20 protein-coding genes and 1 pseudogene are annotated in these 22,323 nt (G+C 71.6%); 11 read left to right on the forward strand and 10 right to left on the reverse strand.

The window, feature by feature from the left end:
- Positions 1-21: 21 nt before the first annotated feature.
- A complete protein-coding gene (locus ACGF8B_RS19990; protein ID WP_392740060.1) occupies positions 22-2,016 on the reverse strand; it encodes a CocE/NonD family hydrolase in 1,995 nt (664 codons plus the stop codon).
- Between the two features lie 9 nt (positions 2,017-2,025).
- Positions 2,026-3,525, reverse strand: coding sequence for a peptide MFS transporter (locus ACGF8B_RS19995; RefSeq protein ID WP_392740062.1), 1,500 nt, complete (start codon positions 3,523-3,525; stop codon positions 2,026-2,028).
- Positions 3,526-3,681: 156 nt separating this feature from the next.
- Here ACGF8B_RS19995 and ACGF8B_RS20000 point away from each other — a divergent pair, with 156 nt between their 5' ends.
- The 6 genes from ACGF8B_RS20000 (at position 3,682) to ACGF8B_RS20025 (ending at position 9,451) form a co-directional block, all read left to right on the forward strand.
- A complete protein-coding gene (locus ACGF8B_RS20000; protein WP_392740064.1) occupies positions 3,682-4,692 on the forward strand; it encodes a polyprenyl synthetase family protein in 1,011 nt (336 codons plus the stop codon).
- A 216-nt stretch (positions 4,693-4,908) separates the two neighbouring features.
- Positions 4,909-6,165: an outer membrane lipoprotein carrier protein LolA gene (locus ACGF8B_RS20005; protein ID WP_392740067.1), complete on the forward strand. Its 1,257-nt coding sequence runs from the start codon at positions 4,909-4,911 to the stop codon at positions 6,163-6,165.
- Between the two features lie 130 nt (positions 6,166-6,295).
- Positions 6,296-7,279: an ATP-binding cassette domain-containing protein gene (locus tag ACGF8B_RS20010; protein WP_392740070.1), complete on the forward strand. Its 984-nt coding sequence runs from the start codon at positions 6,296-6,298 to the stop codon at positions 7,277-7,279.
- Complete coding sequence (locus ACGF8B_RS20015; RefSeq protein WP_392740074.1) at positions 7,266-8,153, forward strand: ABC transporter permease; 888 nt, start codon at positions 7,266-7,268, stop codon at positions 8,151-8,153. The genes ACGF8B_RS20010 and ACGF8B_RS20015 overlap by 14 nt, the downstream gene beginning before the upstream one ends.
- Positions 8,154-8,369: 216 nt before the next feature.
- Positions 8,370-8,963: a TetR/AcrR family transcriptional regulator gene (locus tag ACGF8B_RS20020; RefSeq protein ID WP_392740076.1), complete on the forward strand. Its 594-nt coding sequence runs from the start codon at positions 8,370-8,372 to the stop codon at positions 8,961-8,963.
- 41 nt (positions 8,964-9,004) lie between these two features.
- Positions 9,005-9,451: a hypothetical protein gene (locus tag ACGF8B_RS20025; protein ID WP_392740078.1), complete on the forward strand. Its 447-nt coding sequence runs from the start codon at positions 9,005-9,007 to the stop codon at positions 9,449-9,451.
- On the opposite strand, the gene ACGF8B_RS20030 is transcribed toward ACGF8B_RS20025, so the two are convergent.
- Entirely contained in the window at positions 9,430-10,290 is an 861-nt protein-coding gene (locus tag ACGF8B_RS20030) for an HAD family hydrolase (protein ID WP_392740080.1), read from the reverse strand. The two genes, ACGF8B_RS20025 and ACGF8B_RS20030, sit on opposite strands and share 22 nt — an antisense overlap.
- A 291-nt stretch (positions 10,291-10,581) precedes the next feature.
- On the opposite strand from ACGF8B_RS20030, the gene ACGF8B_RS20035 reads away from it, so the two are divergent.
- From ACGF8B_RS20035 to ACGF8B_RS20045, 3 genes are all read left to right on the forward strand, one after another.
- Positions 10,582-11,514 (forward strand): nitroreductase/quinone reductase family protein, encoded by a 933-nt coding sequence (locus ACGF8B_RS20035; RefSeq protein ID WP_392740082.1) that lies wholly within the window; start codon positions 10,582-10,584, stop codon positions 11,512-11,514.
- A gap of 23 nt (positions 11,515-11,537) precedes the next feature.
- Positions 11,538-11,927: a VOC family protein gene (locus tag ACGF8B_RS20040; protein ID WP_392740161.1), complete on the forward strand. Its 390-nt coding sequence runs from the start codon at positions 11,538-11,540 to the stop codon at positions 11,925-11,927.
- Between the two features lie 119 nt (positions 11,928-12,046).
- Entirely contained in the window at positions 12,047-12,631 is a 585-nt protein-coding gene (locus tag ACGF8B_RS20045) for a hypothetical protein (protein WP_392740085.1), read from the forward strand.
- A 213-nt stretch (positions 12,632-12,844) separates the two neighbouring features.
- Here the strand turns inward: ACGF8B_RS20045 and ACGF8B_RS20050 are convergent, their stop codons facing one another.
- Positions 12,845-13,294, reverse strand: a complete 450-nt coding sequence (locus ACGF8B_RS20050; RefSeq protein WP_392740087.1) for a VOC family protein — start codon at positions 13,292-13,294, stop codon at positions 12,845-12,847.
- Positions 13,295-13,316: 22 nt separating this feature from the next.
- Between ACGF8B_RS20050 and ACGF8B_RS20055 the strand changes: the two genes are divergently transcribed.
- Positions 13,317-13,931, forward strand: a complete 615-nt coding sequence (locus tag ACGF8B_RS20055) for a CGNR zinc finger domain-containing protein (protein WP_392740089.1) — start codon at positions 13,317-13,319, stop codon at positions 13,929-13,931.
- A gap of 77 nt (positions 13,932-14,008) precedes the next feature.
- Here ACGF8B_RS20055 and ACGF8B_RS20060 read toward each other — a convergent pair whose 3' ends face one another.
- From ACGF8B_RS20060 to ACGF8B_RS20070, 3 genes are all read right to left on the reverse strand, one after another.
- Positions 14,009-15,565: an FAD-dependent monooxygenase gene (locus tag ACGF8B_RS20060; RefSeq protein ID WP_392740092.1), complete on the reverse strand. Its 1,557-nt coding sequence runs from the start codon at positions 15,563-15,565 to the stop codon at positions 14,009-14,011.
- Between the two features lie 69 nt (positions 15,566-15,634).
- Complete coding sequence (gene rarD, locus ACGF8B_RS20065; RefSeq protein WP_392740094.1) at positions 15,635-16,615, reverse strand: EamA family transporter RarD; 981 nt, start codon at positions 16,613-16,615, stop codon at positions 15,635-15,637.
- A gap of 118 nt (positions 16,616-16,733) precedes the next feature.
- On the reverse strand, positions 16,734-17,594 hold the full coding sequence (locus ACGF8B_RS20070) for an SDR family oxidoreductase (protein ID WP_392740097.1): 861 nt from the start codon (positions 17,592-17,594) through the stop codon (positions 16,734-16,736).
- A gap of 142 nt (positions 17,595-17,736) precedes the next feature.
- Here ACGF8B_RS20070 and ACGF8B_RS20075 point away from each other — a divergent pair, with 142 nt between their 5' ends.
- A complete protein-coding gene (locus tag ACGF8B_RS20075; RefSeq protein ID WP_392740164.1) occupies positions 17,737-18,117 on the forward strand; it encodes a winged helix-turn-helix transcriptional regulator in 381 nt (126 codons plus the stop codon).
- Here ACGF8B_RS20075 and ACGF8B_RS20080 read toward each other — a convergent pair.
- From ACGF8B_RS20080 to ACGF8B_RS20090, 3 genes and pseudogenes are all read right to left on the reverse strand, one after another.
- A complete protein-coding gene (locus ACGF8B_RS20080) occupies positions 18,105-20,060 on the reverse strand; it encodes an APC family permease (protein ID WP_392740100.1) in 1,956 nt (651 codons plus the stop codon). The genes ACGF8B_RS20075 and ACGF8B_RS20080 overlap by 13 nt on opposite strands.
- A 111-nt stretch (positions 20,061-20,171) precedes the next feature.
- On the reverse strand, positions 20,172-21,230 hold the full coding sequence (locus ACGF8B_RS20085) for a 2-oxoacid:ferredoxin oxidoreductase subunit beta (RefSeq protein ID WP_392740103.1): 1,059 nt from the start codon (positions 21,228-21,230) through the stop codon (positions 20,172-20,174).
- Positions 21,223-22,323 (reverse strand): annotated as a pseudogene (locus ACGF8B_RS20090) (2-oxoglutarate ferredoxin oxidoreductase subunit alpha); the annotation flags it as partial. The gene ACGF8B_RS20085 and the pseudogene ACGF8B_RS20090, both read right to left, overlap by 8 nt.

Genomic DNA, 22,323 nt, shown 5'->3' on the forward strand with positions numbered 1-22,323 from the left:
GTGGGCGCGGAAGGGGCGCTGTCAGCCCGCCGTGCGCGGGATCCGCTTCTCCCAGGTGCGGTGGAAGACGACCTCGCCGCCCTCCTTGCAGACCACCTCGTTGGAGGTGATGAAGTCGGTGTCGTCCGCACCGATCTCCGAGCGGGTCTCCACCCGTACGTCCCACGCCAGCTCCGGCCGGTGCAGCCGGATCGCCCAGTCGGAGCGGGTGCGTGCGGAGAGCGGGTCGTCCTCCTGGATCGTGTACGTCTCCAGGGCGTCCTCGGTGAATTCGAGGCCGTCCGGGTAGACGCGGGTGCCGCCGTAGCGCGGGTCGACCTCCAGCCGCCACTCGCCCCTGGCGACATCGCGGACCACCAGCCGCTCCGGGCGCTGTTCGTCGAGCGTCACCGGGTACACGACGCCGAGCGGCTCCGACTGCTCCGGCTCCTCGAACCGGATCGCCGGATCCTCGACGGGCCGGCGCACCGGCAGTTCGACGAGGCTGCCGTCGGCGTCCAGGGTGAAGCCGACCGAACCGGCCTGCGGCCAGATCCACGGCCAGTACGAGGAGGAGACCGCGAGCCTGATCCGGTGGCCGGGCGGGAAGGTGTGCCCGATGCCGTTCAGCTCGAAGGTCACGTCCTCGGTGGCGCCCACCGGCCAGTCCTCCGCGCGGTCGCGGCCGCCCCGGGCGGACAGGTTGAGCGCGCCCCGGGTCACCAGGGTGGAGGAACCGTCCGGCGCGACGTCGCAGAGCCGGGCGATCGCCTGGCCGCGCGGCACGTCCATCCGGATCCGCAGCCTCACCCGGGGGCGGCCCAGGATCTCGATCGGGGCGCCCTCGACCGGGAACTCGAAGCAGACCGACTTGGCGTCCTCGTCGCGCTGGTCGGGCGGCAGGTCGGCGTCGTTGCCGAACGGGAAGAACCGCCCGGCGTCCAGCCCGGTCTGCTGCGGCGAGTCGACGATCTGCGGGCCGCCGCCGAGGGCGTACGCGACCGGCTCGACGTTCGGGGACGGCCAGCTGTTCTCGCCGGCCCAGCGGCCCGGCAGCGTCTCGTACACCGTCGCTGGACGGTGCGACCCGCTGATCCAGGCCCGCAGCAGCGGCTCGGCCATGACCCCGGTGTCCTCGTCCTTCAGGTGCTGGTCCCACCAGCGCAGGGTCTCCTGGAGGAAGCCGATCGACGGCCCGGGCGGCAGACCCCGGTCAGGGTACTGGTGCGACCACGGCCCGATCAGTCCGCGTACCTTTCCGGGGTCCAGGTGCTCGACCAGCCGCAGGACGGTGTCGCGGTACGGGTCGTGCCAGCCGCCCACCGCGAGGACGTTCGCCCGGATCGCGGAGTAGTCCTCGCAGACGCTGCCGTGCTTCCAGTAGTCGTCGCGGGTCTGGTGCGCCAGCCAGGTGTGGATGAAGGGGTCCACGGCCTCCAGCCGCTCCAGCCACATGTCCTTCCAGCCGTCGCCGACCTGCGCCGGGTCCGGCGGCCGGGAGACGAAGGCGAGCATGGTGGCCGCCCAGGCGTGCATGTCGACGCCGAGCACCGAGCCGCCCATGTAGTGGACGTCGTTGTCGTAGCGGTCGTCGGTCGAGCAGACGGTGACGACCGCCTTCAGCGGCTCCGGGGCCAGCGCGGCGATCTGGAGCGAGTTGAAGCCGCCCCAGGAGATGCCGAACATGCCGACCCGGCCGGAACACCACTCCTGCTGGGCCAGCCAGTGGACGACGGCGACGCCGTCCGCCAGCTCCGTCGCGTCGTACTCGTCACCCGGAAGGCCCTCGCTGTTGCCGTGTCCGCGCACGTCCACCCGGACGGAGGCATAGCCGTGGCCCGCGTACCAGGGGTGGCGCTGCCAGTCCCGCGGCGCCGTCCAGTCGCTCAGCCGGTAGGGCAGGTATTCGAGGAGCGCGGGCACCTGCTCCTCGGTGACGGGCCGCCAGATCCGGGCGTACAGCCGGGTGCCGTCCGGCAGCGGGATGCGGACGTCCTCATGGGTGGTTTCGTACGGGAATGCGGTGCGGATGTGCATGGGGGTACCTCAGTGGACGGGGTGCATGGTGCGCTTGAGCCAGGGTGCGGCGGCGATGACAGCCACACCGGCCACCACCGCGATCGCGCCATTGACACCGAAGTAGGCGGGGTTGGAGACCTCGCCGTACAGCTTCACGACCTGGGCCTGGATGCCGTTGGCGAGGGCCAGCGAGAGGAACCAGAGCGCCATCGTCTGGCTGGCGAACGCCTTCGGGGCGAGCTTGGTGGTCGCGGACATGCCGGAGGTCTCCAGCAGGATGTCGCCGAGACCGAGCAGCAGGTACGAGCCGACGATCCACCAGGCGGCCATCTTGTAGGTGTCGCCGGAGTGCCCGGAGGTCGGCAGCACCATCAGCAGGAAGGACAGACCGCCGAGGATCACCCCGATCGCGATCTTGTTGGAGGCGTGCGGCTGGCGCGGGCCCATCCGGGCCCAGACGGTGGCGACCACCGGGGCGAGCGCGACCTCGAAGGCGCCGAGCGCGGAGGCGTACCAGCTCGCCGGGAAGTGGAAGCCGAAGATCTCGGTACGGGCGTTGGTCGACGCGAGCAGCATCATCGTCGAGTACGCCTGGAAGAGGATGAAGTTGAAGACGACGGAGGCCAGGAACAGCACCACGTACGGGCGCAGCCTGCCGCGTTCCTCCGAGGTGACCCGGGGGCTGCGGAACATCACCACGAAGTAGACGACCGGAGCGATCACCGAGATCAGGGTGAGCAGGTCGACGAAGCGGTCCATGGTCAGCCAGCCCGCCAGGGCCAGCGCGGTGGCCACGGCGGCGACCACGACGGCGCCGGCGGCGATCAGCCGGACGGCGCGGCGCATGGGTGCGGGCGCGAGGGCGAATTCGGCGCTGTGCTTTCGCCCGGCCAGGTGACGCCGGCCCAGTACGTACTGGATCAGACCGAGCGTCATGCCGAAGGCGGCGGCCGAGAAACCCCAGTGCCAGCTCGCGTGGTCGCCGAGCCAGCCGGTGACCAGCGGGCCGAGGAACGCGCCGATGTTGATGCCCATGTAGTACAGGGCGAAGCCGGCGTCGCGGCGCTCGTCGTCGGTGCGGTAGAGCTTGCCGACCATGGTGGCCACATTGGGCTTGAGCAGACCGGTTCCGGCGCTGATCAGACCGAGGCCGACCCACGTCATGGTGTCGGTGGGCACCGCCATGGCGTAGTGCCCGCAGGCGATGAGGATTCCGCCGTACAGGACGGCGCGGTAGGAGCCGAGGATCCGGTCGGCCAGCCAGCCGCCCGCGACGGAGACCAGGTAGACCAGGGTGCCGTAGGCGGCGGAGACGGAGGCCGCGGTGCCCGGCTCCATGCCCATGCCGCCGTGCGCGACGGTGTCGGCGAAGTAGAGGACCAGGATCGCCTGCATGCCGAGGAACGAGAACCGTTCCCAGACCTCCAGGCCGGACAGGGTCATCAGCCCCCGCGGCTGGCCGAAAAACGCATGGTCGTCTTCGGGTGGCGGCTGACTCGGTTCGGTGTCGGTGGCCGTGTGGGACAAAGGGAGAACTCCTGATCGTATGAGCTGATCCCGAACATACCGGCGGTGGCGGGAAGGCGCCCACGGTGATCCAAAGGGGACCGGATACGCTGACTTGAGTGATGACAGCGACACATCGACATTCCGTGTGATCGTCAGCAGACAGGAGATCCCCTCGTGACCGTCGTCGAGCCGTTCGGGCTGAGCGCACGGGACCAGGCACTTGAGGCCGATGTCCAGGCCGGGTTGGCTGCTGTCGAGTCCGGGCTGCTCGACGCGACCAAGAGCGGCGTGCCCTTCATCACGGAGGCCGCGCAGCATCTCGTACGCGCCGGGGGCAAGCGATTCCGGCCGCTGCTGGCGATGCTGGCCGCCCAGTTCGGCGACCCGGACGCGCCGGGCGTCGTGCCCGCGGCCGTCGTCGTCGAGCTGACGCACCTCGCGACGCTCTACCACGACGACGTGATGGACGAGGCGGACGTACGCCGCGGCGTGGACAGCGCCAACAGCCGCTGGGGCAACTCGGTGGCCGTGCTGACCGGCGACTTCGTCTTCGCCCGCGCCTCGCACATACTGGCCGACCTCGGCCCGGAGGCCGTGCGCATCCAGGCGGAGGCGTTCGAGCGGCTGGTCACCGGTCAGATCCTGGAGACCGCGGGGCCGGCCGAGGGCGTCGCCCCGGTCGAGCACTACCTGGAGGTGCTCCGCGGCAAGACCGGCTCGCTGGTCGCGGTGGCCTGCCGGTTCGGCGCGATGATGGCCGGCGCCGACGAGACCGCGGTCGACATCCTCACCCAGTACGGGGAGCGGCTCGGCGTCGCCTTCCAGCTCGCCGACGACGTGCTCGACATCGCCTCCGACTCCCACGAGTCCGGCAAGACCCCGGGCACCGACCTGCGCGAGGGCATCCCGACGCTCCCCGTGCTCCACCTGCGGGCGCAGGCACTGGCCGAGGGGAAGCCGGACGACCTGGAGCTCGTCGCACTGCTCGACGGCGACCTGAGCGACGACGCCCGGCACGCCGAGGCGCTGCGCAGGCTGCGCGCCCACCCGGCGCTGGAGCAGGCCAAGCGGGACACCGTGCGCTACGCGGAGGAGGCGCGCGCCACGCTGACACCGCTGCCCGAGGGCTACGCCAAGTCCGCGCTGTGCGAGCTGTGCGACGCGGTGGTGCACCGCGCGGGCTGAGCCCCGTAGTGGCACCCCCTGATGAACGGGGTGGGGCCGGTACCTCGGTGTCATACCGAAGAGGTACGCGGAGTTGCTCCCGAGGGCTGACGCTTCCGAGCCACCGGTTTGGTCAGATGGAGAACAACCACTCCTGACCAAACCGGGTGAGAATGGCGGCACGGAGTGGACGAGTGCAACCTGACGGAAGCCGCCGACCACGGAGGTAGGGCACAGATGGCACCGAACGACAGCGCAGAGACCAACGGCGGGACCAGGGGCACCGCCGCCGGCCGCCGCAAGGCGGCGCGCTACATCGTCCCGGTCGCGGTGGCGGGTGTGGCGGCCGCGACGATCGGGCTCGTCCCGGCGCTCGCGAGCAGCGGCGACCCCGATCTGCCGAAGATCAGCGCACAGCAACTCATCGAGAAGATCGCCGCTTCGGACACCGAACAGCTCTCCGGCACGGTGAAGATCAGCACGGACCTCGGCATCCCGTCGCTCGGCGGTCTGGCCGAATCCTTCGCCCCGGGCGGCACGGGCGGCAAGGGCGGCGCCGGCGCCGACCCGCAGGAGCGGATGACGGAGCTGGCGTCCGGCACCCACACCCTCCGGGTGGCCACCGACGGCCCCGACAAGCAGCGCGTCTCGATCCTGGACGACACGTCCGAGTACAGCCTGATCCACAACGGCGACCAGGTCTGGGCGTACGACAGCAAGTCCGACCAGGCGTACCACGCCACCGGGGACCGGGCGGGCGAGGACGCCGGGAAGAAGCCCGGGCACCCCGTTCCCGACGGCGTGCCCACCACCCCGAAGGCACTTGCCGAGCAGGTGCTGAAGGCCGCAGGCCCCACCACGTCGGTGACGGTCGACGGCACCGCGCAGGTCGCCGGACGCGATGCGTACAAGCTGGTCGTCAAGCCGAAGCAGAGCGGCTCCACGATCGGTTCGGTCGTGGTCGCGGTCGACGCGGAGAACGGTGTGCCGCTGAAGTTCACGATGCTGCCGAGCAGCGGCGGCAAGGCCATCGTCGACGCCGGATTCACCAAGGTGGACTTCTCGAAGCCGGACGCCTCCTCGTTCACGTTCACCCCGCCCAAGGGCACCGAGGTGACCGAGGCGGACGACGCGAAGGCGGAGCACGGGGCCGGCAAGGGCCTCGGCGACCTGATCCCGGGAGCCGACGCCGCACAGCTGGGCGCCGGCGGGAAGAGCGCCGGGAACACGAAGATCATCGGCGAGGGCTGGAGCACGATCGCCGAGATCACCACCCCGGGCGGCACCGGAATCCCGTCGAAGGCCTCGGACGACGTCCCGGCCGAGGCCCAGCAGTTCCTGGACGCGCTGGGCGACAAGGTCACCGGAAAGTTCGGCTCGGGCACGGTCTTCAAGACCCGCCTGGTCAACGCCCTGATGACGGACGACGGCAAGGTGTACGTCGGCGCGGTCACCAAGGACGCGCTGGTCAAGGCGGCGAACAGCGCCTCCTGACACCGGGGCGCGCCGCGCTCTCCCGCACCGCCGGGCCGCCCCGCCGTACGCTCCGTACGGCGGGGCGGCCCGCCAACGGGCCCGGCCCCGGTCCGCCGGACGGGCCCTGCCCGACCCATGGGGAGTACGCATGACAGAGTCCGGGACCATGACCGGGCCGCGGGTGGTCACCGAGCCCGGGGCCGTGATCGAGACACGGGGCCTCACCAAGCGGTACCGCGGCGGCCAGCTCGCCGTCGACGGCCTCGACCTCAGCGTCCCCGGCGGCAGCGTCTTCGGCTTCCTCGGCCCCAACGGCTCGGGCAAGACCACCACCATCCGGATGCTGATGGGCCTGATCGACCCGACGTCCGGCACCGCCCGGCTCCTGGGCCACCCCGTGCCGGGCGCCGCACGCACCGTGCTCCCGCAGGTCGGCGCGCTGATCGAGGGACCGGCGCTGTACGGGTTCCTGAGCGGCCGGGACAATCTGCTGCGCTACGACTCCGCCGACCCGACCGCCGATCCGCGCACCCGCCGGGCCCGGGTGGGGCAGGCACTGGACCGGGTCGGGCTGGCCGCGGCGGCCGGAAAGAAGGCCCGGGCGTACTCACTGGGCATGAAGCAGCGCCTCGGTCTCGCCGCCGCCCTGCTCCAGCCGCGCCGGCTGCTCGTACTCGACGAACCGACCAACGGCCTGGACCCGCAGGGCATGCGGGAGATCCGCACCCTGGTCAGGGAGCTGGCGGCGGACGGCACCACCGTCTTCCTCTCCTCGCACCTCCTCGACGAGATCGAGCAGGTCTGCACGCACGCCGCGGTGATGGCCAGGGGCCGGCTGATCATCCAGGGCCCGGTCGCGGAACTGGCGGCGGGTGCCCGCGGCCGGCTGGCCGTCACCACCCCCGACCCCGGCGACGCCGCCCGGGTCCTCAAGGAACTGGGCGTCACCGGAATCACGGCCGACGGCGACCGGGTGAGCGCCGAGGCCCCGCCCGGTGACGTCGAACTCGCCGACCTCAGCGCGGCGCTGGTGCACGCCGGCGTGCGTCTGAGGTCCTTCGGCGTCGAACGTGCCTCGCTGGAGGACGCCTTTGTCGCACTCACCGGAGAGGGTTTCGATGTCGCAGGCTGAAATCGCGCCCACGGCGGCGCCCCGTGCACGCAACCCGCTGTGGACCTTCGGGATCCTCCGCTCCGAACTGACCACCACGCTGCGCCGCTGGCGCACCCTCGCGCTGCTCGGCGTGCTGGCCGCCGTGCCCGTACTGATCGGCATCGCGGTGCGGATCGAGACGGGCGACGGCTCCTCGCCCGGACCGGGCGGCGGCGGGGGAGGCCCGGCGTTCCTCTCCCAGGTCACCAACAACGGACTCTTCCTGGTCTTCGCCGCCCTGGCGGTGACGCTCCCGGTCTTCCTGCCGATGGCCGTCGGCGTCGTCGCGGGCGACTCCGTCGCAGGCGAGGCGAACGCGGGCACCCTGCGCTACCTGCTGGTCGCCCCGGCCGGACGGACCAGGCTGCTGCTGACGAAGTACGCCTCGGTGCTGGTGTTCTGCCTGGTGGCGACCCTGGTCGTCGCGCTGTCCGCGCTCGTGGTGGGCTCCCTGCTCTTCCCGGTCGGAGAGGTCACCACCATCTCCGGGACCAGGATCGGCTTCGGCGAGGGGCTGCTGCGGGCCGGGCTGATCGCGGTGGTCGTCGCGGCGTCGCTGACCGGGTTCGCGGCGATCGGCCTGTTCGTCTCGACCCTCACCGGCAGCGGCATCGCGGCCATGGCCGCCACCGTCGGACTGCTGATCACCGTTCAGATCGTGGACACGATCCCGCAGCTGAGCGGGGCGCATCCCTATCTCTTCCCGCACTACTGGATGTCGTACGCGGACCTGCTGCGCGCCCCCGTCTACTGGGACGAAGTGGTGAAGAACCTGGGGCTTCAGGGCCTGTACGCGGCGGTGTTCGGCTCGGCGGCCTGGGCCCGTTTCACCACGAAGGACATCACCGCCTGACGCGGGGACACCCCGGTGCACGGGGTGCAACGCCCGCCCGCGCCGTCGGCCGGGCGAGCCGTCCCCCGATCGGCTCGTCGCGGCACGAACGGCACGGAACGGTGCGAATTGACGGAACGACACGACACGGCACGTTCCGTTTCCGCCTGGGTATTGTTCGACCTCTGGCGACAGGCTGTCAACAAGGGCCGGTTCGAACGCGCTTATGCTCACCGAATGATCACATCGCCGAGTTCACTGCGCCGCAGCGAGAGATCACGGAGAGCGACCCTGGAGGCCGCTCTCGCACTGTGCACGGAGAAGGGGTACGGCCGCGTCACCATCGAGGCCATCGCGGCCCGAGCGGGTGTCAGCAAGAAGACCATCTACCGCTGGTGGCCGTCGAAGAGCGCGGTGATCCTCGAAGCGTTCACCGACGCGCTGGTCGGCACGACGCCGTTCGACGACACCGGTGACATCGCCGCCGATCTGCGGGCCAATCTGAGCGGCGCGGTGAAGCTCATCTCCACGCCGCCGTTCGGCCCCGCGTACGCCGGGATCCTCTCCGAGATGCACCACGACGACGCGCTCGCGCAAACCGTCCGGGCCAAGCTCGTCGACCCCCGCTTCGACGAGGCCGTCGCCCGTCTGCGCCGGGCCCAGGAGCAGGGGCAGATCCCGCCGGACGCGAATCTTCCGCTGGCCGTGGAGATGCTGTACGGCCCGATGTACTACCGGCACGTCCTGCGCAAGCCGATCCAGGACGAGGAGGAGATCGCGGCCCTGGTCGCGCATGTGCTGCGGGCGATCGGGGTGCCGCCGGAGCCGTGAGACCGGGGCGGCTGTCAGAGGCGCGTGCGAGCATGCGGCACATGGGAAATCTGTACGACTACTTCAGCGCACCGGACGACCCCGCGGCCCTGGCGGCCTTCGGCCCGGGGGTCGAGGAGGCCAGCCTCCCGCTGCTCCCGGTCAAGGGGATCGACCCGTACGTGCAGTTGGGCCAGGCCGAGAGCATGCTCACCGGCACGCCGTACGACGACGTCACCTCGCTCCCGCGCTTCAACCGGCTGCTCAGCTCACCCGAGGACGAATCCCGCTGGCTGGTCACGCTCACCGACGAGCTGCGCGACGCACTCGTGGCGGCGATACCCGGCGGATTCGCCGAGGTGGCCGAGACCTGGTCGCGCATCGAGGAGTTCGGCGGCGACTGCCCGCCCGGCGAACTGGCCGGCTTCCTCGCGCGGCTGGCGGAGCTGGCCGAGGAGGCGCGGAACCACCCCGAGCCGCACCGGCTCTACTGTCTGATGTCGCTCTGAACGGCCTGCCGCCGTACGGAGCGGCCCGGTCCGGCCCCGAACACCCGCTCCAGCACCGCCGCGACCCCGTCGTCCTCGTTCGACGCCGTCACCTCGTCCGCCGCCGCCCGTAGCTCCGGGTGGGCGTCGGCCATGGCCACGCCGTACCCGGCGGCGCGGAACATCGGCAGGTCGTTGGGCATGTCCCCGAAGGCGATCGCGGAGTCCGCGGACACCCCGAGGTACTCGGCGGCCAGCGCGAGACCGGTCCCCTTGTCGACGCCGTACGGCTGGAGTTCGACCGTGCCGGGGCCGGAGTGCGTGACGGTGGCGAGATCGCCGACGGCCCCGCGGGCCGCCTCGGCCAGCGCGTCGTCGGTCAGCTCCGGGTGCCGGACGAGCACCTTGACCACCGGCGCGGCCCACAACTCGTGGCGGTGCCGGGTCCGTTGGGCGGGCAACGTCGGATGGGGCATCGCATAGCCCGGCTCGATCAGGGTCCGGCCGTCGGCCCCGTCCTGGTCCACGGCCGCGAAGACCGGCCCCACCTGGGCCTCGATCTTGCCGAGCGCGGCGTCGGCCGCCTCCCGGTCCAGGGTGAGCGCCCGCACCAGCCGCCCGGACCCGGCGTCGTACAGCTGGGTGCCCTGTCCGCACACCGCCGGTCCCCGGTAGCCCAGCCCGGCGAGCAGCCCGCGTATCCGGGGGACGGGCCGCCCGGTGACCACGAGATGCCGGGCCCCGGCGCGGGCGGCCAGGGCGAGCGCGGCGCGGGTGCGGGGGCTCACGGTGTCGTCGCGGCGCAGCAGGGTGCCGTCCAGGTCGGTGGCGACGAGGGCGTATGCGGGTGGGATGGGCATGGCACCAGACTAGGAGCGTCCGCGGTGCGGGCGGGCGCGCGTTGACAGGCCCCCGCCGGGGTGCGTGTAATGAACCCGGTGTCGCGTGACGCCGGCCAAAGAGCAGTGGGCCGGCCGGTGCTCGGGCGAACACCCTTCACCGAGGGGCCCGTCATGAGTTCACACTCCGCGCCCTGCGTCTGACGCTTCGGCGACCCCTGGTCGCACTCTTCCGTTCCGCGTGCCCCGGCACCGTGCACCGTCACGGGCCCGCGCATCGCGCCCACCCGTTCCCACGGAGACACAGCACGCATGCCCACACCTTTCAATGAATCCGTCATCGAGGAGTTCCGCGCCAACGGCGGCGAGGTCGGCGGCCCCTTCGAGGGCGGCGACCTCCTTCTGCTGACCACCACCGGCGCGAGATCGGGGAAGGAGACCACGACACCCCTCGGCTACGTACGCCACGGCGAGACGCTGCTGGTCATCGGCTCCAACCTCGGCGCCCCGCACCACCCCGCCTGGTACTACAACCTGCTCGCCCACCCCGTGGTGCGGGTGGAGCTCGGCACTCGTACGTTCCAGGCCCTCGCCGTCCCCGCGCAGGGGGCGCGGCGCGAGGAACTGTTCGCGCACGCCGTGCGGGCGGCGCCCGGTTACGCCGACTACCAGGCCCGTACGGCCCGGCTCCTCCCGGTCGTGGTGCTGGAGCGCGCCGAGCCCGAGGGCTGGGAGCCGCCCCGCGACGTCACCACCCTCGCGGACAAGGTGATGGAGGTCCACACCTGGCTGCGGGACCAGTTGCGCCAGGTGAAGGCGGAGGTGGACGCCCACTTCGCCGCACTGGCCGCCCACCGGGGCCCCGGCGCCCCGCCTCCTTTGGGCCTCGGGCTCCAGATCAGGCAGCGCTGCCTGGCGTTCTGCCAGGCCCTGGAGTTCCACCACGTCAGCGAGGACGACCACCTGTTCCCCGGCATCGCGCGGTACCACCCGCACCTGACGGACACCTTCGCCCGGCTCGCCCGCGAACACCGCACGGTCGCCCGCATCCAGGGCGAGCTGGTGGCGCTGCTGGCGGACATCGGCATCACCGATCCCGAGCGCTTCCGCGCCGAGCTGGACAGGATGTCCACGGAGCTGAACGCGCACCTCGACCACGAGGAGGAAGAGATCCTGCCCCTGCTGGCCGGTGTCCCGTGGCCACCGGCCGCGCCCCCGGCCCGACCGTCCGCCCCGACCGACTGAAAGGCTGTGCAGTGCAAGCGAGAGTGAAAGTGAAGGACTTCGACCACCTGGTGCTCAATGTGCAGGACGTCGAACGGTCCCTGGAGTTCTACTGCGGTCCGCTCGGACTGGAACCGATCAAGGTGGACGAGTGGCGGGCGGGGAAGTTCCCGTTCCCCTCGGTGCGGGTCAGCCCGAGCATGATCATCGACCTGCTGGGCCGGCCGCGCCACGAGTCGAACGTCGACCACATCTGCCTGGTCGTCGAGCCGCTGGACTGGCAGGAGGTCATCGACGCGGGCACCTTCACGGTGCTGGAGGGCCCGGTCTCCCGCTCCGGCGCCCGGGGCGAGGCGCAGTCGGTGTACGTCCGCGACCCGGACGGCAACACCGTCGAACTGCGCTGGTACCCGCAGGACGCGGTGGGGGGCTGACCTACCGGTGGGGCCGCTCGTGCCGCCCACCCGGGTGAGCGGCACGACCGACCGGATGGAAGCGGCCGGCGGATCCGGTCCCGGTCGTGACCGGGCCCCGCGGCGATCGTTGCCAGGCCATGAAGAAGATCTTGGCTGCCGCCGCGCTCGCCGTCCTGGGCATCACCGCCGCCGCCCCCACCCACGCCGCCACACCCTCGGTGGCGAAGCCCCTGCACGCGACTTCCGCCCTCACCCCGGCAGCGGGGGCGGAAGTCCCCGAGTCGACCAGGTACGTGATCCACAACGTGGGCTCCCCCGTGGGGACGGGCCTGGGGATCGGACCCGTCCCGCTGATCTACCCGCCGATCGACGTCCCCGTGCGGAACCTCTCCGGCCCCTCCGTCGAGCGGTGGGTGGTGAAGCCGGCCGGGAACGGCCTGTACACGATCATCTCCGGACAGGGACGGCCCGCCGAACCGGGACGCCCCGGTGACTACGCCCTCGTCGAGCGGGGCGACGACGTCTTCGTCTCGGCGACGCAGCAGCCCGGCCAGTGGACGATCCAGCCGGCCGGTGGCGGCAAGTGGACCATCGGGGTTCCCAACGAGGACAGGGTCGTCACCCTCAACGAGGGCGGCGAGTTCCCGCCGGTCGGCCTGGCGCCGAGGAACGGGTCGGTCGCCCAGCTGTGGGACTCGGTACCCGTCCCGGGCCTCGACTGAGGGCTGTCCCGCCAGGAATTGCGGGACAGCCCTTAGGGTCATCCCGCCCGTGGCACCGGGGCTCCGGGAGCCGGGTGCGGGGCAGTGCGACCCGAGAAGCCCCGCCGTGCTCCCGATCCGGGTGCGTGGCGGGGCTTTCGCGGCGAACGCGGAAGGTGAGCCGTACGCCCCTCGGTGCGCACGGCCCACCTCCGCGTTCGCCCGACGCCCGGGTCACTGCACGCAGAACTCATTGCCCTCGGGGTCTGCGAGCACCGTCCACCTGCCGCCCTGCTCCGCCACCTCGCGGAGCACCGTCGCACCCAGCCCCACCAGGCGCCGCACCTCGGCCTCGCGGCGGTCCGGGCCCGCGTGCACGTCCAGGTGGAGCCGGTTCTTCGCCGTCCTGGCCTCCGGGACGCGCTGGAACAGGAGCCTGCGCCCGAGGCCCGCCCCGCTGTCCTTGTCGTACGGGTCGTCGGGGTGCCGGACCCCCGCGAGGTCGCGCCAGGCGCGGCGGTCGTGGGCGATGAGGGTGACGTCCTCGGGCACCGCGCCGAAGCCGAGCAGTCGCTCGATCAGCACGCTGTGGTCCTCGACGAGGTAGCCGAGGGCCTCTCCCCAGAAGGCGGCCTGGGCGTGCGGGTCGGTCGAGTCGATGACGACTTTCCAGTCCAGAGTCATGGAAACCGTTTATAGTGGTTACATGAGTGAGTCGTCAACGGGCGCTCCGGGGCTGCTCCTTCACACACGGGAGGGCCGCCCCTACCGCTTCGATCCCGGCGCCCTGTGCCTGGAGCTGCTGCCCACCGGCGGGCACCCGCGGTACACGCGGTACGAGGTGCTGCACACGCCCGGGGACCTGGTGCGCTGGGCGGGGGAGAGCCGGCTGCCGGGCGGTCTGTCGCCGACGGTGAGCGCGCAAGAGCTGGCGCGGGCACACGAGTTGCGTGCCGCGCTGTGGAGCCTGACCGCCGGCCGGGCGCACGGCCGTGCGCCCGGCCGGTCCGATCTCGCCGTGGTGAACGCCGTGGCGGCCGAACCGCCGCTCGTCCCCCGTATCGACCCCGGCAGCGGGGCCCTCGCCATGGCCCCGGACGCCACCGGAACGGCTCTGCTCTCGACGGTCGCCCGTGACGCGGTGGAGCTCCTCACCGGCCCGTACGCCGACCGCATCCGCGAATGCGGCTCCGACAGCTGCAAGTTGCTCTTCGTCGACACCTCGCGGCCGGGCAGGCGGCGCTGGTGCGCGATGGAGCACTGCGGAAACCTCCACAAGGTGCGGGCGCACCGTGCCCGGCACGCCCCGAAGGAGGCGTGATCCCTGCGGGGCCGACGCGGAGCCGCGCGCCCGGCCGGAGCCCGCGCGGCGCCCGGACCCGCAGGGGCACCCCGCCGTCAGGCCGTACCGGCCAGGCGGTCGAGGTATTCGCCGATCGCCCCGGGCTCCGTGGCCGGGGCGATCAGGGCCACGTGGTTGTCGGGGCGGACCAGGACGAGGAGGCCGGTGGCGGGGGTGACCCCGTACGCCGTGCGGGCGTGGCCCGCGTCGTCGGTCAGGTCGCGGGGGGCGCCGGCGTCCACGCCGTACGCCCGCACGGTGTCGCCGTACGCCGCTTCCGTCGCCCGTAGTGTCCCGGCCGTGTCCGGGCCGAAGCCCAGGAGGGTGAAGTGCGGGCCCGCGAACGCCTCGAAGAGGCGGGTCGGCGCGCCCGTCGCGGTGTCGCGGCAGGGGGCGTCGGGGGCCCGGTCGCCGGTCCGCAGGCGGGAGGTGGAGCCGGGAGCGGAAAGGGAACTCCAGGGGTGGCCGAGGCCCAGGCCGGTCGTGTCGGCGGACATCGCCGAGTCCAGGCCGCCGCCCGGCCGCCGGATCGCGTCCAGGGTCTCGCGCAGCCGCTCGGCGGTGATGCCCAGGGTCCAGGAGGCCACGGGCAGCCGCTCCTCCTCGTAGGTGTCCAGCAGGCCGGGGCCCGAGCGGCCGTCGACGACCCGGGCGAGCTTCCAGCCCAGGTTGTACGCGTCCTGGATGCCGGTGTTCATGCCCAGCCCGCCCGCGATGGAATGCACGTGCGCGGCGTCCCCGGCCAGGAACACGCGGCCCACCCGGTAGCGGTCGGCCATGCGCTCGTTGACCCGGTACGTCGACAGCAGCGTGGCCCGCGTCAGCAGCTCGGCCGGCAGCCGGGTGTGCTTGGCGAACAGCCGCCGGAAGCTCTCCGGGGAGGGCGGTACGAGGGCCCCCGCCGCGTCGCGCTCCGGCCCCGCCTGGAACCACCAGCCCGAAGCCGTCCCCGGGATCGGGCACATCATCACGGCGCCGTCCTCGTCGAACCACTGGTGCCAGATCCCGCGGTCGAGGCCGTCCGCCTCCACGTCCCCGCAGACCATCGACTGCTCCTCGGCGGTCTTCCCCTCGAACGGGACGCCGAGCATCTTGCGTACCGGGCTGTGGCCGCCGTCGCAGCCCACCACGTACCGCGCCTCGATGTTCCGGCCGTCGGCGAGCGCGACGGTCACGGAGCCGGGGCCCTCCGACAGGGCGACCGCCTCGGAGCCGAGCTCCACCCGCACGCCGTACTCCGCGAGGCGGTCCCGCAGGATCTCCTCCAGCCGCCACTGGGCGATCAGCCGGCCGTGGGCGTACGGGGTGTCCGGCGTCGGGTGCGAGGACCGGGACGGGTCGGCGTCGGCGACCGGCTCCCCGTTGCGGTACTTGCGCATCGGCAGCGGTCCCGATCCGGCGGCCAGCACCCGGTCGACGACGCCCAGGTCCTCCAGCACCTCCAGGGAGCGGGGGTTGGGGCCCTTCGCCCGTGAGCTGCGCGGGAAGTCGGCGGACCTGTCGATGATCCGTACGCCGATGGAGCGGCGCGCCAGATCGCAGGCGAGCGTCAGGCCGGTCGGGCCCGAGCCGACGATCAGTACGGGCGTGGTGGCAGGTGGGGTCGCAGGCATGCGGGCTCCTCGGTCGTGGTCCGTTGACGCCCAGGAAAACGCAACCGAGTCAAAAAGGCAACCAGGTAACTAAATCTGGGCCTGTGGGGCGGGTTCGTCGGCCGACGGGTTCGGGCGCGGTGCCTGTTGCCGCGCCGCCCGGCGGGCCTCGCGCACCTGGACGCTCGACCGCCGTGCCGTCCGCAGCGCGTCCCACGTCAGCAGCGTGAGCGCCAGCCACACCAGCGCGAAACCGGCCCACCGTTCCGGCGGCATCGCCTCGTGGAAGTAGACGATGCCGAGGGCGAACTGGAAGACCGGCGCCAGATACTGCAGCAGGCCCAGGGTGGAGAGCGGCACCCGGATCGCCGCCGCGCCGAACAGCACGAGCGGCACGGCCGTGACGAGGCCCGTCGAGGCGAGCAGCGCCGCGTGGCCGGCGCCGTCGGAGGTGAACGTCGACTCGCCCCGGACACCCAGCCACAGCAGATAGCCGAGCGCGGGCAGGAACTGCACCGCGGTCTCGGCGGTGAGCGACTCCAGGCCGCTCATGTTGACCTTCTTCTTCATCAGCCCGTACGTCGCGAAGGAGAACGCCAGGATCAGCGAGATCCACGGCGGCCGTCCGTAACCGATCGCCAGCACCAGTACCGCCGCCAGGCCGGTGCCGACCGCCACCCACTGCACGGGGCGCAGCCGTTCGCCCAGGAGCAGGACGCCCATGGCGATGGTGACCAGCGGGTTGATGAAGTAGCCGAGCGACGCCTCGACGACGTGACCGTTGTTCACGGACCAGATGTACAGGCCCCAGTTGACCGTGATCGTGGCCGCGGCCACCGATATCAGACCGAGCTTCCTCGGCTGCCGGATCAGCTCGCCGATCCAGGACCAGCGGCGCAGTGCCAGCAGCGCGATGGCGACGACCACCAGGGACCAGGCCATGCGGTGCGCGAGGATCTCGATCGCGCCGGCGGGCTTCAGCAGGGGCCAGAAGAGCGGGACCAGTCCCCACAGTCCGTATGCGCCGATGCCGGACAGAAGTCCCGCCCGCTGTTCGTCGATCCCCTTCACGGGCCCTCCAGGCATGTCTGTGTCAACTGCATGAAGGTAGCTCCGGGAGGGGCCCCGTGTCATGCCCGTATCGGGATACGGTCATGACACGGGGCCCCTGGGGTGCGAGGGAACGGTGTTACGCCGTGGCCACCGCGGCGGCCACCGTCTCGGCGAGCGGCGTCGTCGGGCGGCCGATCAGCCGGGCCAGATCGCCACTCGTGGTGGCGAGCAGGCCGCGCTCGATCGCCTTGTCGACGTCGACGAGGATGTCCGCGAAGAACTCGGGCACACCGGCGCCGACCAGGATCTCCTGGTGCGTGGCGGCGGGCACGTTCCGGTACGCGATCTCCTTGCCGGTGGCCCTGGAGATCTCCGCCGCGTACTCCGCCAGCGACCAGGCGACATCGCCGCTCAGCTCGTAGGCCGCGCCGAGGTGGCCCTCGCCGGTCAGTACGGCGGCGGCCGCGGCGGCGTAGTCGGCGCGGGTGGCGGAGGCGACCCGGCCGTCGCCCGCGTTGGCGACGACGGCGCCGTGCGCCAGGACCGGGGCGAGGTTGGCCGTGTAGTTCTCCGTGTACCAGCCGTTGCGCAGGAAGGTGTGGGGCAGCCCGGAGTCGAGGATCAGCTGCTCGGTGGCCTTGTGCTCCTCGGCCAGCCGGAAGTCGGCCTCGGGGCCGCCCAGGATGCCGGTGTAGGCGAGCTGGGCGACACCCGCCGCCTTCGCCGCGCCGATGACCGCGGTGTGCTGCGGCACGCGCCGGCCGACCTCGCTGCCGGAGATGAGCAGGACCCGGTCGCCGGCCCGGAAGACGTCCTTGAGGGACTCCGGCCGGTTGTAGTCCGCGACGCGGAGCTCGATGCCGCGGGCGGCGAGCGGGGCCGCCTTCTCCGCGTCGCGCACGACGGCGGCGATCCCGTTCGCGGGCACGGTGGTCAGCAGCTGCTCGACGACCAGACGGCCGAGCTCTCCGGTGGCTCCGGTGACGACGATGCTCATGGGGGGTTTCTCCTCTTCGGTGGCGCTTGTCCTTGTTCGGGCTCGCAGTACTCACCGTAAGGGGTGCACTTACCAATGGAAAGTACCCACTTTGAAGTAAGGTACTGGTGTGAACGTAAGCGACCGGGGCCGGTGGCCCGACATGAACGGGCAGATGTGCCCCTCCCGGCTGGTGCTCGAACACGTCACCAGCCGCTGGGGCGTCCTGGTCCTGGCCGTGCTGCTGGAGCGCCCGTACCGCTTCAGCGAACTGCGCCGCGAGGTGGGCGGCGTCAGCGAGAAGATGCTGACCCAGACCCTCCGGACACTGGAGCGCGACGGCATCGTGCACCGGGAGGCGAAGCCGGTGATCCCGCCCCGGGTCGACTACTCGCTCACCGAGCTGGGCCGGGAGGCCGCCGAGCAGGTGTGTGCACTGGGCCGCTGGACCGAGCACCGGCTGAGCGCGGTGCAGGCGGCGCGCGAGGCGTACGACGAGCGCAGCACGCACGCCTCCCAGGACCCGCGCGGTCAGTCCGGCTGAGGCGCGCGCCCCTCCTCCAGCGCACGCAGCGCACGCGACACGTCGAACGGCAGGATGGTCACCGCCACGTGCGGCAGCGCCGCCAGCGTCTTCGCCATCTGTTCGCCCGTGCCCCGGTGCAGCAGCTTGCCGAGCACATTGGAGTACGTCCGCCGCGGCACCAGCACCGTCAGCGAGGTCCTGCCGTCCTCGGTGGTGCGGGCGGCCAGCTCCTTCATCGCATGGCGCAGCCGCCGGTCCGGGCACTCCACCAGCTCCAGGGACACGGACGTGGCGGCCGTCGCCTCCCACCGGGCGGCCAGCCGCCTGCCGTACGCCTCGTCGATCGCGAAGTGCACGGCCCGGATCTCGTCCGGGCGCAGCTCGTGCGCGTACCGCAGCGCCTTGATCGTCGCCAGGTCCAGCGTCTCGACGAGGACGAAGACCCGATGGCGCAGGTCCCGGGGCCGGTCGGCCCCCGGCGCCTGGAGGCTCTGCAGCGCCGCCGCCTCGCGGCGGTACTCGCGGTTGATCCGGATCAGCGCCCACACCCCGAGCGGGAAGACCACCACGACCAGCCAGGCACCCTCGGTGAACTTGGTGACCGCGAAGATCAGCACGACGGCGGCCGAGATCACCGCGGCGAGCCCGTTGACCGCGATCTTCACCCGGCGGTACGGCTCGCGGCGCCGCAGGTGGTACGCGGTGAGACCGGCCCCGGCCATGGTGAAGGCGGTGAACACGCCGATCGCGTACAGCGCCACCAGCTTGTCCACGCTGGCCCCGGTGACCAGCAGCAGCGCCAGCGAGACGACCATCAGCGCGATGATGCCGTTGGAGAACGCCAGCCGGTGCCCGCGCCGGGTCAGCAGCCGCGGCAGGAACCGGTCCTCGGCGACGAAGCTGGCGAGGAACGGGAAGCCGGTGAACGGCGTGTTGGCCCCGGTGTAGAGGACCAGCGCGGTCGCCAGCTGTACGAAGACCAGTCCGGCCGTCCCGACCGGCCCGCCGCCGAAGGCGATGTGGGCCTCCTGCGCGATGACCGTCGGGGTGCCGTCGATGTAGGGGACGGCATGGGTGAAGTGCGCCAGCGTGGAGACGCCGAGCACCAGCACGCCGAGCACACAGCTCATCGCGATCAGGGTGCGGCGGGCGTTGCGGCCCTGCGGCTCGCGGAACGCGGAGATGCCGTTGGAGATCGCTTCGAGCCCGGTGAGGGACGAGCCGCCGTTGGCGAACGAGCGCAGCACGATGAAGAGCGAGGCGCCGTAGAGCCAGCCGTCGCCCGGGGTGCCGAGCGGTACGACCCCGGCGGCGTGCAGGTCGGCGTGCGGCAGCTCGCCGGTGAGCCCGCGCACCGCGGCGGCGAGAAGGACGAGACCGACGGCGGCCATGAAGAGGTAGGCGGGCAGCGCGAAGGCCCGGCCCGCCTCGCGGATCCCGCGCAGATTCCCGTACGCGAGCAGCACGATGACCCCGACGGAGACCGGGATCTGGAGGTGGTCGAGGCCGGTGAAGTCGCCGCCGACCAGATGGGCCAGTGAGATCAGGGCGTTGGTCCCCGCCGAGACCTGGACGGCGACGGTGACGATGTAGTCGACGAGCAGCGCCACGGCGGCGATCTGCGCGATGTCCGGACCGAAGTTCTCCCGCGCGACCACGTAGGAGCCGCCCGCCCGGGTGTAGATCATGACGACATCGCTGTAACAGAGCGTCAGAAGCAGCAGCACCAGCAGGATCGCGCCGGTCACCGGCATCAGCAGGGTGAAGGCGGCGGCCCCGACGACCGGCACGAGGACCCGGAGCATCTCCTCGGAGCCGTACGCGGACGAACTGATGCAGTCGGAGGCGAGCACCCCGAGCGCCGTCCGGTTGTTCAGCTTCTCCTCGCTGATGCGCTCGGTGGTGAGCGGCTTGCCGAGCAGACGCTTCTTGATGCGGTACGCGGGACGGTCCAGGGTCATGGGCACATCGTGCGTGGCGGCCGGCCGCCCACCCGGGACGCGAGCGCCGGACAGGCCGAAATTCAGCCCGTCCGGCGCTTCCGATCCGGCTTCGATCCGCAGGCGTACGGCCTAGTCGGCGACGGTCCAGGTGTCGTTGCCGGTGAGGAGTGCGGCGAGGTCGCCCTTGCCGTGTTGTTCGACGGCGGTGTCGAGTTGTTCGGCCATGAGGGTGTCGTAGACGGGGCGGTCGATGTCGCGGAGTACGCCGATGGGGGTCTGGTGGAGGGTGTCGGGGTCGGCGAGGCGGGAGAGGGCGAAGGCGGTGGTGGGTGAGGGGTTGTGGGCGTCGTGGACGAGGACGCTTGAGCGGTTGTCGTCGGTGACGGTGACGACCTGGAGGTCGCCGGTGGCGGGGTCGCGGACGACGCCCTTGGTGTGGTCGGTGCCGAAGAGGATGGGCTGTCCGTGTTCGAGGCGGATGACCGCGTCCTGGGCGCGTTCCTTGTCCTTGAGGGCTTCGAAGGCGCCGTCGTTGAAGATGTTGCAGTTCTGGTAGATCTCCACGAGCGCGGTGCCGGGGTGGTCGGCGGCGGCGCGGAGCACGCCGGTGAGGTGTTTGCGGTCGGAGTCGATGGTGCGGGCGACGAAGGAGGCTTCGGCGCCGATGGCCAGGGAGACCGGGTTGAAGGGTGCGTCGAGGGAGCCCATCGGGGTCGACTTGGTGATCTTGCCGACTTCGGAGGTGGGGGAGTACTGGCCCTTGGTGAGGCCGTAGATCCGGTTGTTGAACAGGAGGATCTTGAGGTTCACGTTGCGGCGCAGGGCGTGGATGAGGTGGTTGCCGCCGATGGAGAGGGCGTCGCCGTCGCCGGTGACGACCCAGACGGACAGGTCGCGGCGGGAGGAGGCGAGTCCGGTGGCGATGGCGGGGGCGCGGCCGTGGATGGAGTGCATCCCGTAGGTGTTCATGTAGTACGGGAAGCGGGAGGAGCAGCCGATCCCGGAGACGAAGACGATGTTCTCCTTCGCCAGGCCGAGTTCGGGCATGAAACCCTGCACGGCCGCGAGCACGGCGTAGTCACCGCAGCCAGGACACCAGCGGACTTCCTGGTCGGACTTGAAGTCCTTCATGGACTGCGCGGCCTCGGCCTTGGGCACCAGGTGCAGGAGTTCATTGGTGTCAGGCATCGATGGCCTCCTTGAGTGCCGTCGCGAGCTGTTCGGCCTTGAACGGCATGCCGTTGACCTGGTTGTAGCTGTGGGCGTCCACCAGGTACCTGGCCCGGATCAGGGTGGCGAGCTGCCCGAGGTTCATCTCCGGGACGACGACCTTGTCGTAGTGCTCCAGGACTTCGCCGAGGTTCTTCGGGAAGGGGTTGAGGTTGCGCAGGTGGGCCTGGGCGATGGGCTGTCCGGCGGCGCGGAGCCGGCGGACGGCTGCGGTGATGGGGCCGTAGGTGGAGCCCCAGCCCAGGACGAGGGTGCGCGCGTCGGCCGGGTCGTCGACTTCGAGGTCGGGGACCTCGATGCCGTCGATCTTGGCCTGGCGGGTGCGGACCATGAGGTCGTGGTTGACGGGGTCGTAGGAGATGTTGCCGCTGCCGTCCTGCTTCTCGATACCGCCGATACGGTGTTCGAGACCGGGCGTGCCGGGGACCGCCCAGGGGCGTGCCAGGGTCTGCGGGTCGCGTTTGTAGGGCCAGAACACGGCGGTGCCGTCGGCGAGTTCGTGGTTGGGGCCGGTGGCGAACCGGACCCGCAGGTCGGGCAGTTCCCCGGCCTGGGGGATCTTCCAGGGCTCGGAGCCGTTGGCGAGGTAGCCGTCGGAGAGCAGGAAGACGGGGGTGCGGTAGGTCAGTGCGATCCGTGCCGCGTCGAGTGCGGCGTCGAAGCAGTCCGCCGGGGTGCGGGGGGCCACGACCGGGACCGGGGCCTCGCCGTTGCGCCCGTACATCGCCTGGAGGAGATCGGCCTGCTCGGTCTTGGTCGGCAGGCCCGTGGACGGGCCGCCGCGCTGGATGTCGATCACCAGGAGCGGGAGCTCCAGGGAGACGGCCAGGCCGATCGTCTCCGACTTCAGCGCCACCCCCGGCCCCGACGTCGTCGTGACCGCGAGGGAACCCCCGAACGCGGCGCCCAGCGCCGCCCCGATCCCCGCGATCTCGTCCTCGGCCTGGAACGTGCGTACCCCGAAGTTCTTGTGCTTGCTGAGCTCGTGCAGGATGTCGGAGGCCGGAGTGATCGGGTACGAGCCCAGATACAGCGGCAGGTCCGCCTGCCG

Origin of the sequence: Streptomyces sp. NPDC047917 (assembly GCF_043204345.1) — a bacterium.
GTDB classification, from domain to species: domain Bacteria; phylum Actinomycetota; class Actinomycetes; order Streptomycetales; family Streptomycetaceae; genus Streptomyces; species Streptomyces sanglieri.

What these genes read in the sequence shown, in the direction of transcription:
- ACGF8B_RS19990 (WP_392740060.1), bottom strand. Translation starts at nt 2,016, where the DNA reads ATGCACATCCGCACCGCATTCCCGTACGAAACCACCCATGAGGACGTC.
- ACGF8B_RS20005 (WP_392740067.1), top strand. Translation starts at nt 4,909, where the DNA reads ATGGCACCGAACGACAGCGCAGAGACCAACGGCGGGACCAGGGGCACC.
- ACGF8B_RS20010 (WP_392740070.1), top strand. Translation starts at nt 6,296, where the DNA reads ATGACAGAGTCCGGGACCATGACCGGGCCGCGGGTGGTCACCGAGCCC.
- ACGF8B_RS20015 (WP_392740074.1), top strand. Translation starts at nt 7,266, where the DNA reads ATGTCGCAGGCTGAAATCGCGCCCACGGCGGCGCCCCGTGCACGCAAC.
- ACGF8B_RS20020 (WP_392740076.1), top strand. Translation starts at nt 8,370, where the DNA reads ATGATCACATCGCCGAGTTCACTGCGCCGCAGCGAGAGATCACGGAGA.
- ACGF8B_RS20025 (WP_392740078.1), top strand. Translation starts at nt 9,005, where the DNA reads ATGGGAAATCTGTACGACTACTTCAGCGCACCGGACGACCCCGCGGCC.
- ACGF8B_RS20030 (WP_392740080.1), bottom strand. Translation starts at nt 10,290, where the DNA reads ATGCCCATCCCACCCGCATACGCCCTCGTCGCCACCGACCTGGACGGC.
- ACGF8B_RS20035 (WP_392740082.1), top strand. Translation starts at nt 10,582, where the DNA reads ATGCCCACACCTTTCAATGAATCCGTCATCGAGGAGTTCCGCGCCAAC.
- ACGF8B_RS20045 (WP_392740085.1), top strand. Translation starts at nt 12,047, where the DNA reads ATGAAGAAGATCTTGGCTGCCGCCGCGCTCGCCGTCCTGGGCATCACC.
- ACGF8B_RS20050 (WP_392740087.1), bottom strand. Translation starts at nt 13,294, where the DNA reads ATGACTCTGGACTGGAAAGTCGTCATCGACTCGACCGACCCGCACGCC.
- ACGF8B_RS20055 (WP_392740089.1), top strand. Translation starts at nt 13,317, where the DNA reads ATGAGTGAGTCGTCAACGGGCGCTCCGGGGCTGCTCCTTCACACACGG.
- ACGF8B_RS20060 (WP_392740092.1), bottom strand. Translation starts at nt 15,565, where the DNA reads ATGCCTGCGACCCCACCTGCCACCACGCCCGTACTGATCGTCGGCTCG.
- ACGF8B_RS20070 (WP_392740097.1), bottom strand. Translation starts at nt 17,594, where the DNA reads ATGAGCATCGTCGTCACCGGAGCCACCGGAGAGCTCGGCCGTCTGGTC.
- ACGF8B_RS20075 (WP_392740164.1), top strand. Translation starts at nt 17,737, where the DNA reads ATGAACGGGCAGATGTGCCCCTCCCGGCTGGTGCTCGAACACGTCACC.
- ACGF8B_RS20080 (WP_392740100.1), bottom strand. Translation starts at nt 20,060, where the DNA reads ATGACCCTGGACCGTCCCGCGTACCGCATCAAGAAGCGTCTGCTCGGC.
- ACGF8B_RS20085 (WP_392740103.1), bottom strand. Translation starts at nt 21,230, where the DNA reads ATGCCTGACACCAATGAACTCCTGCACCTGGTGCCCAAGGCCGAGGCC.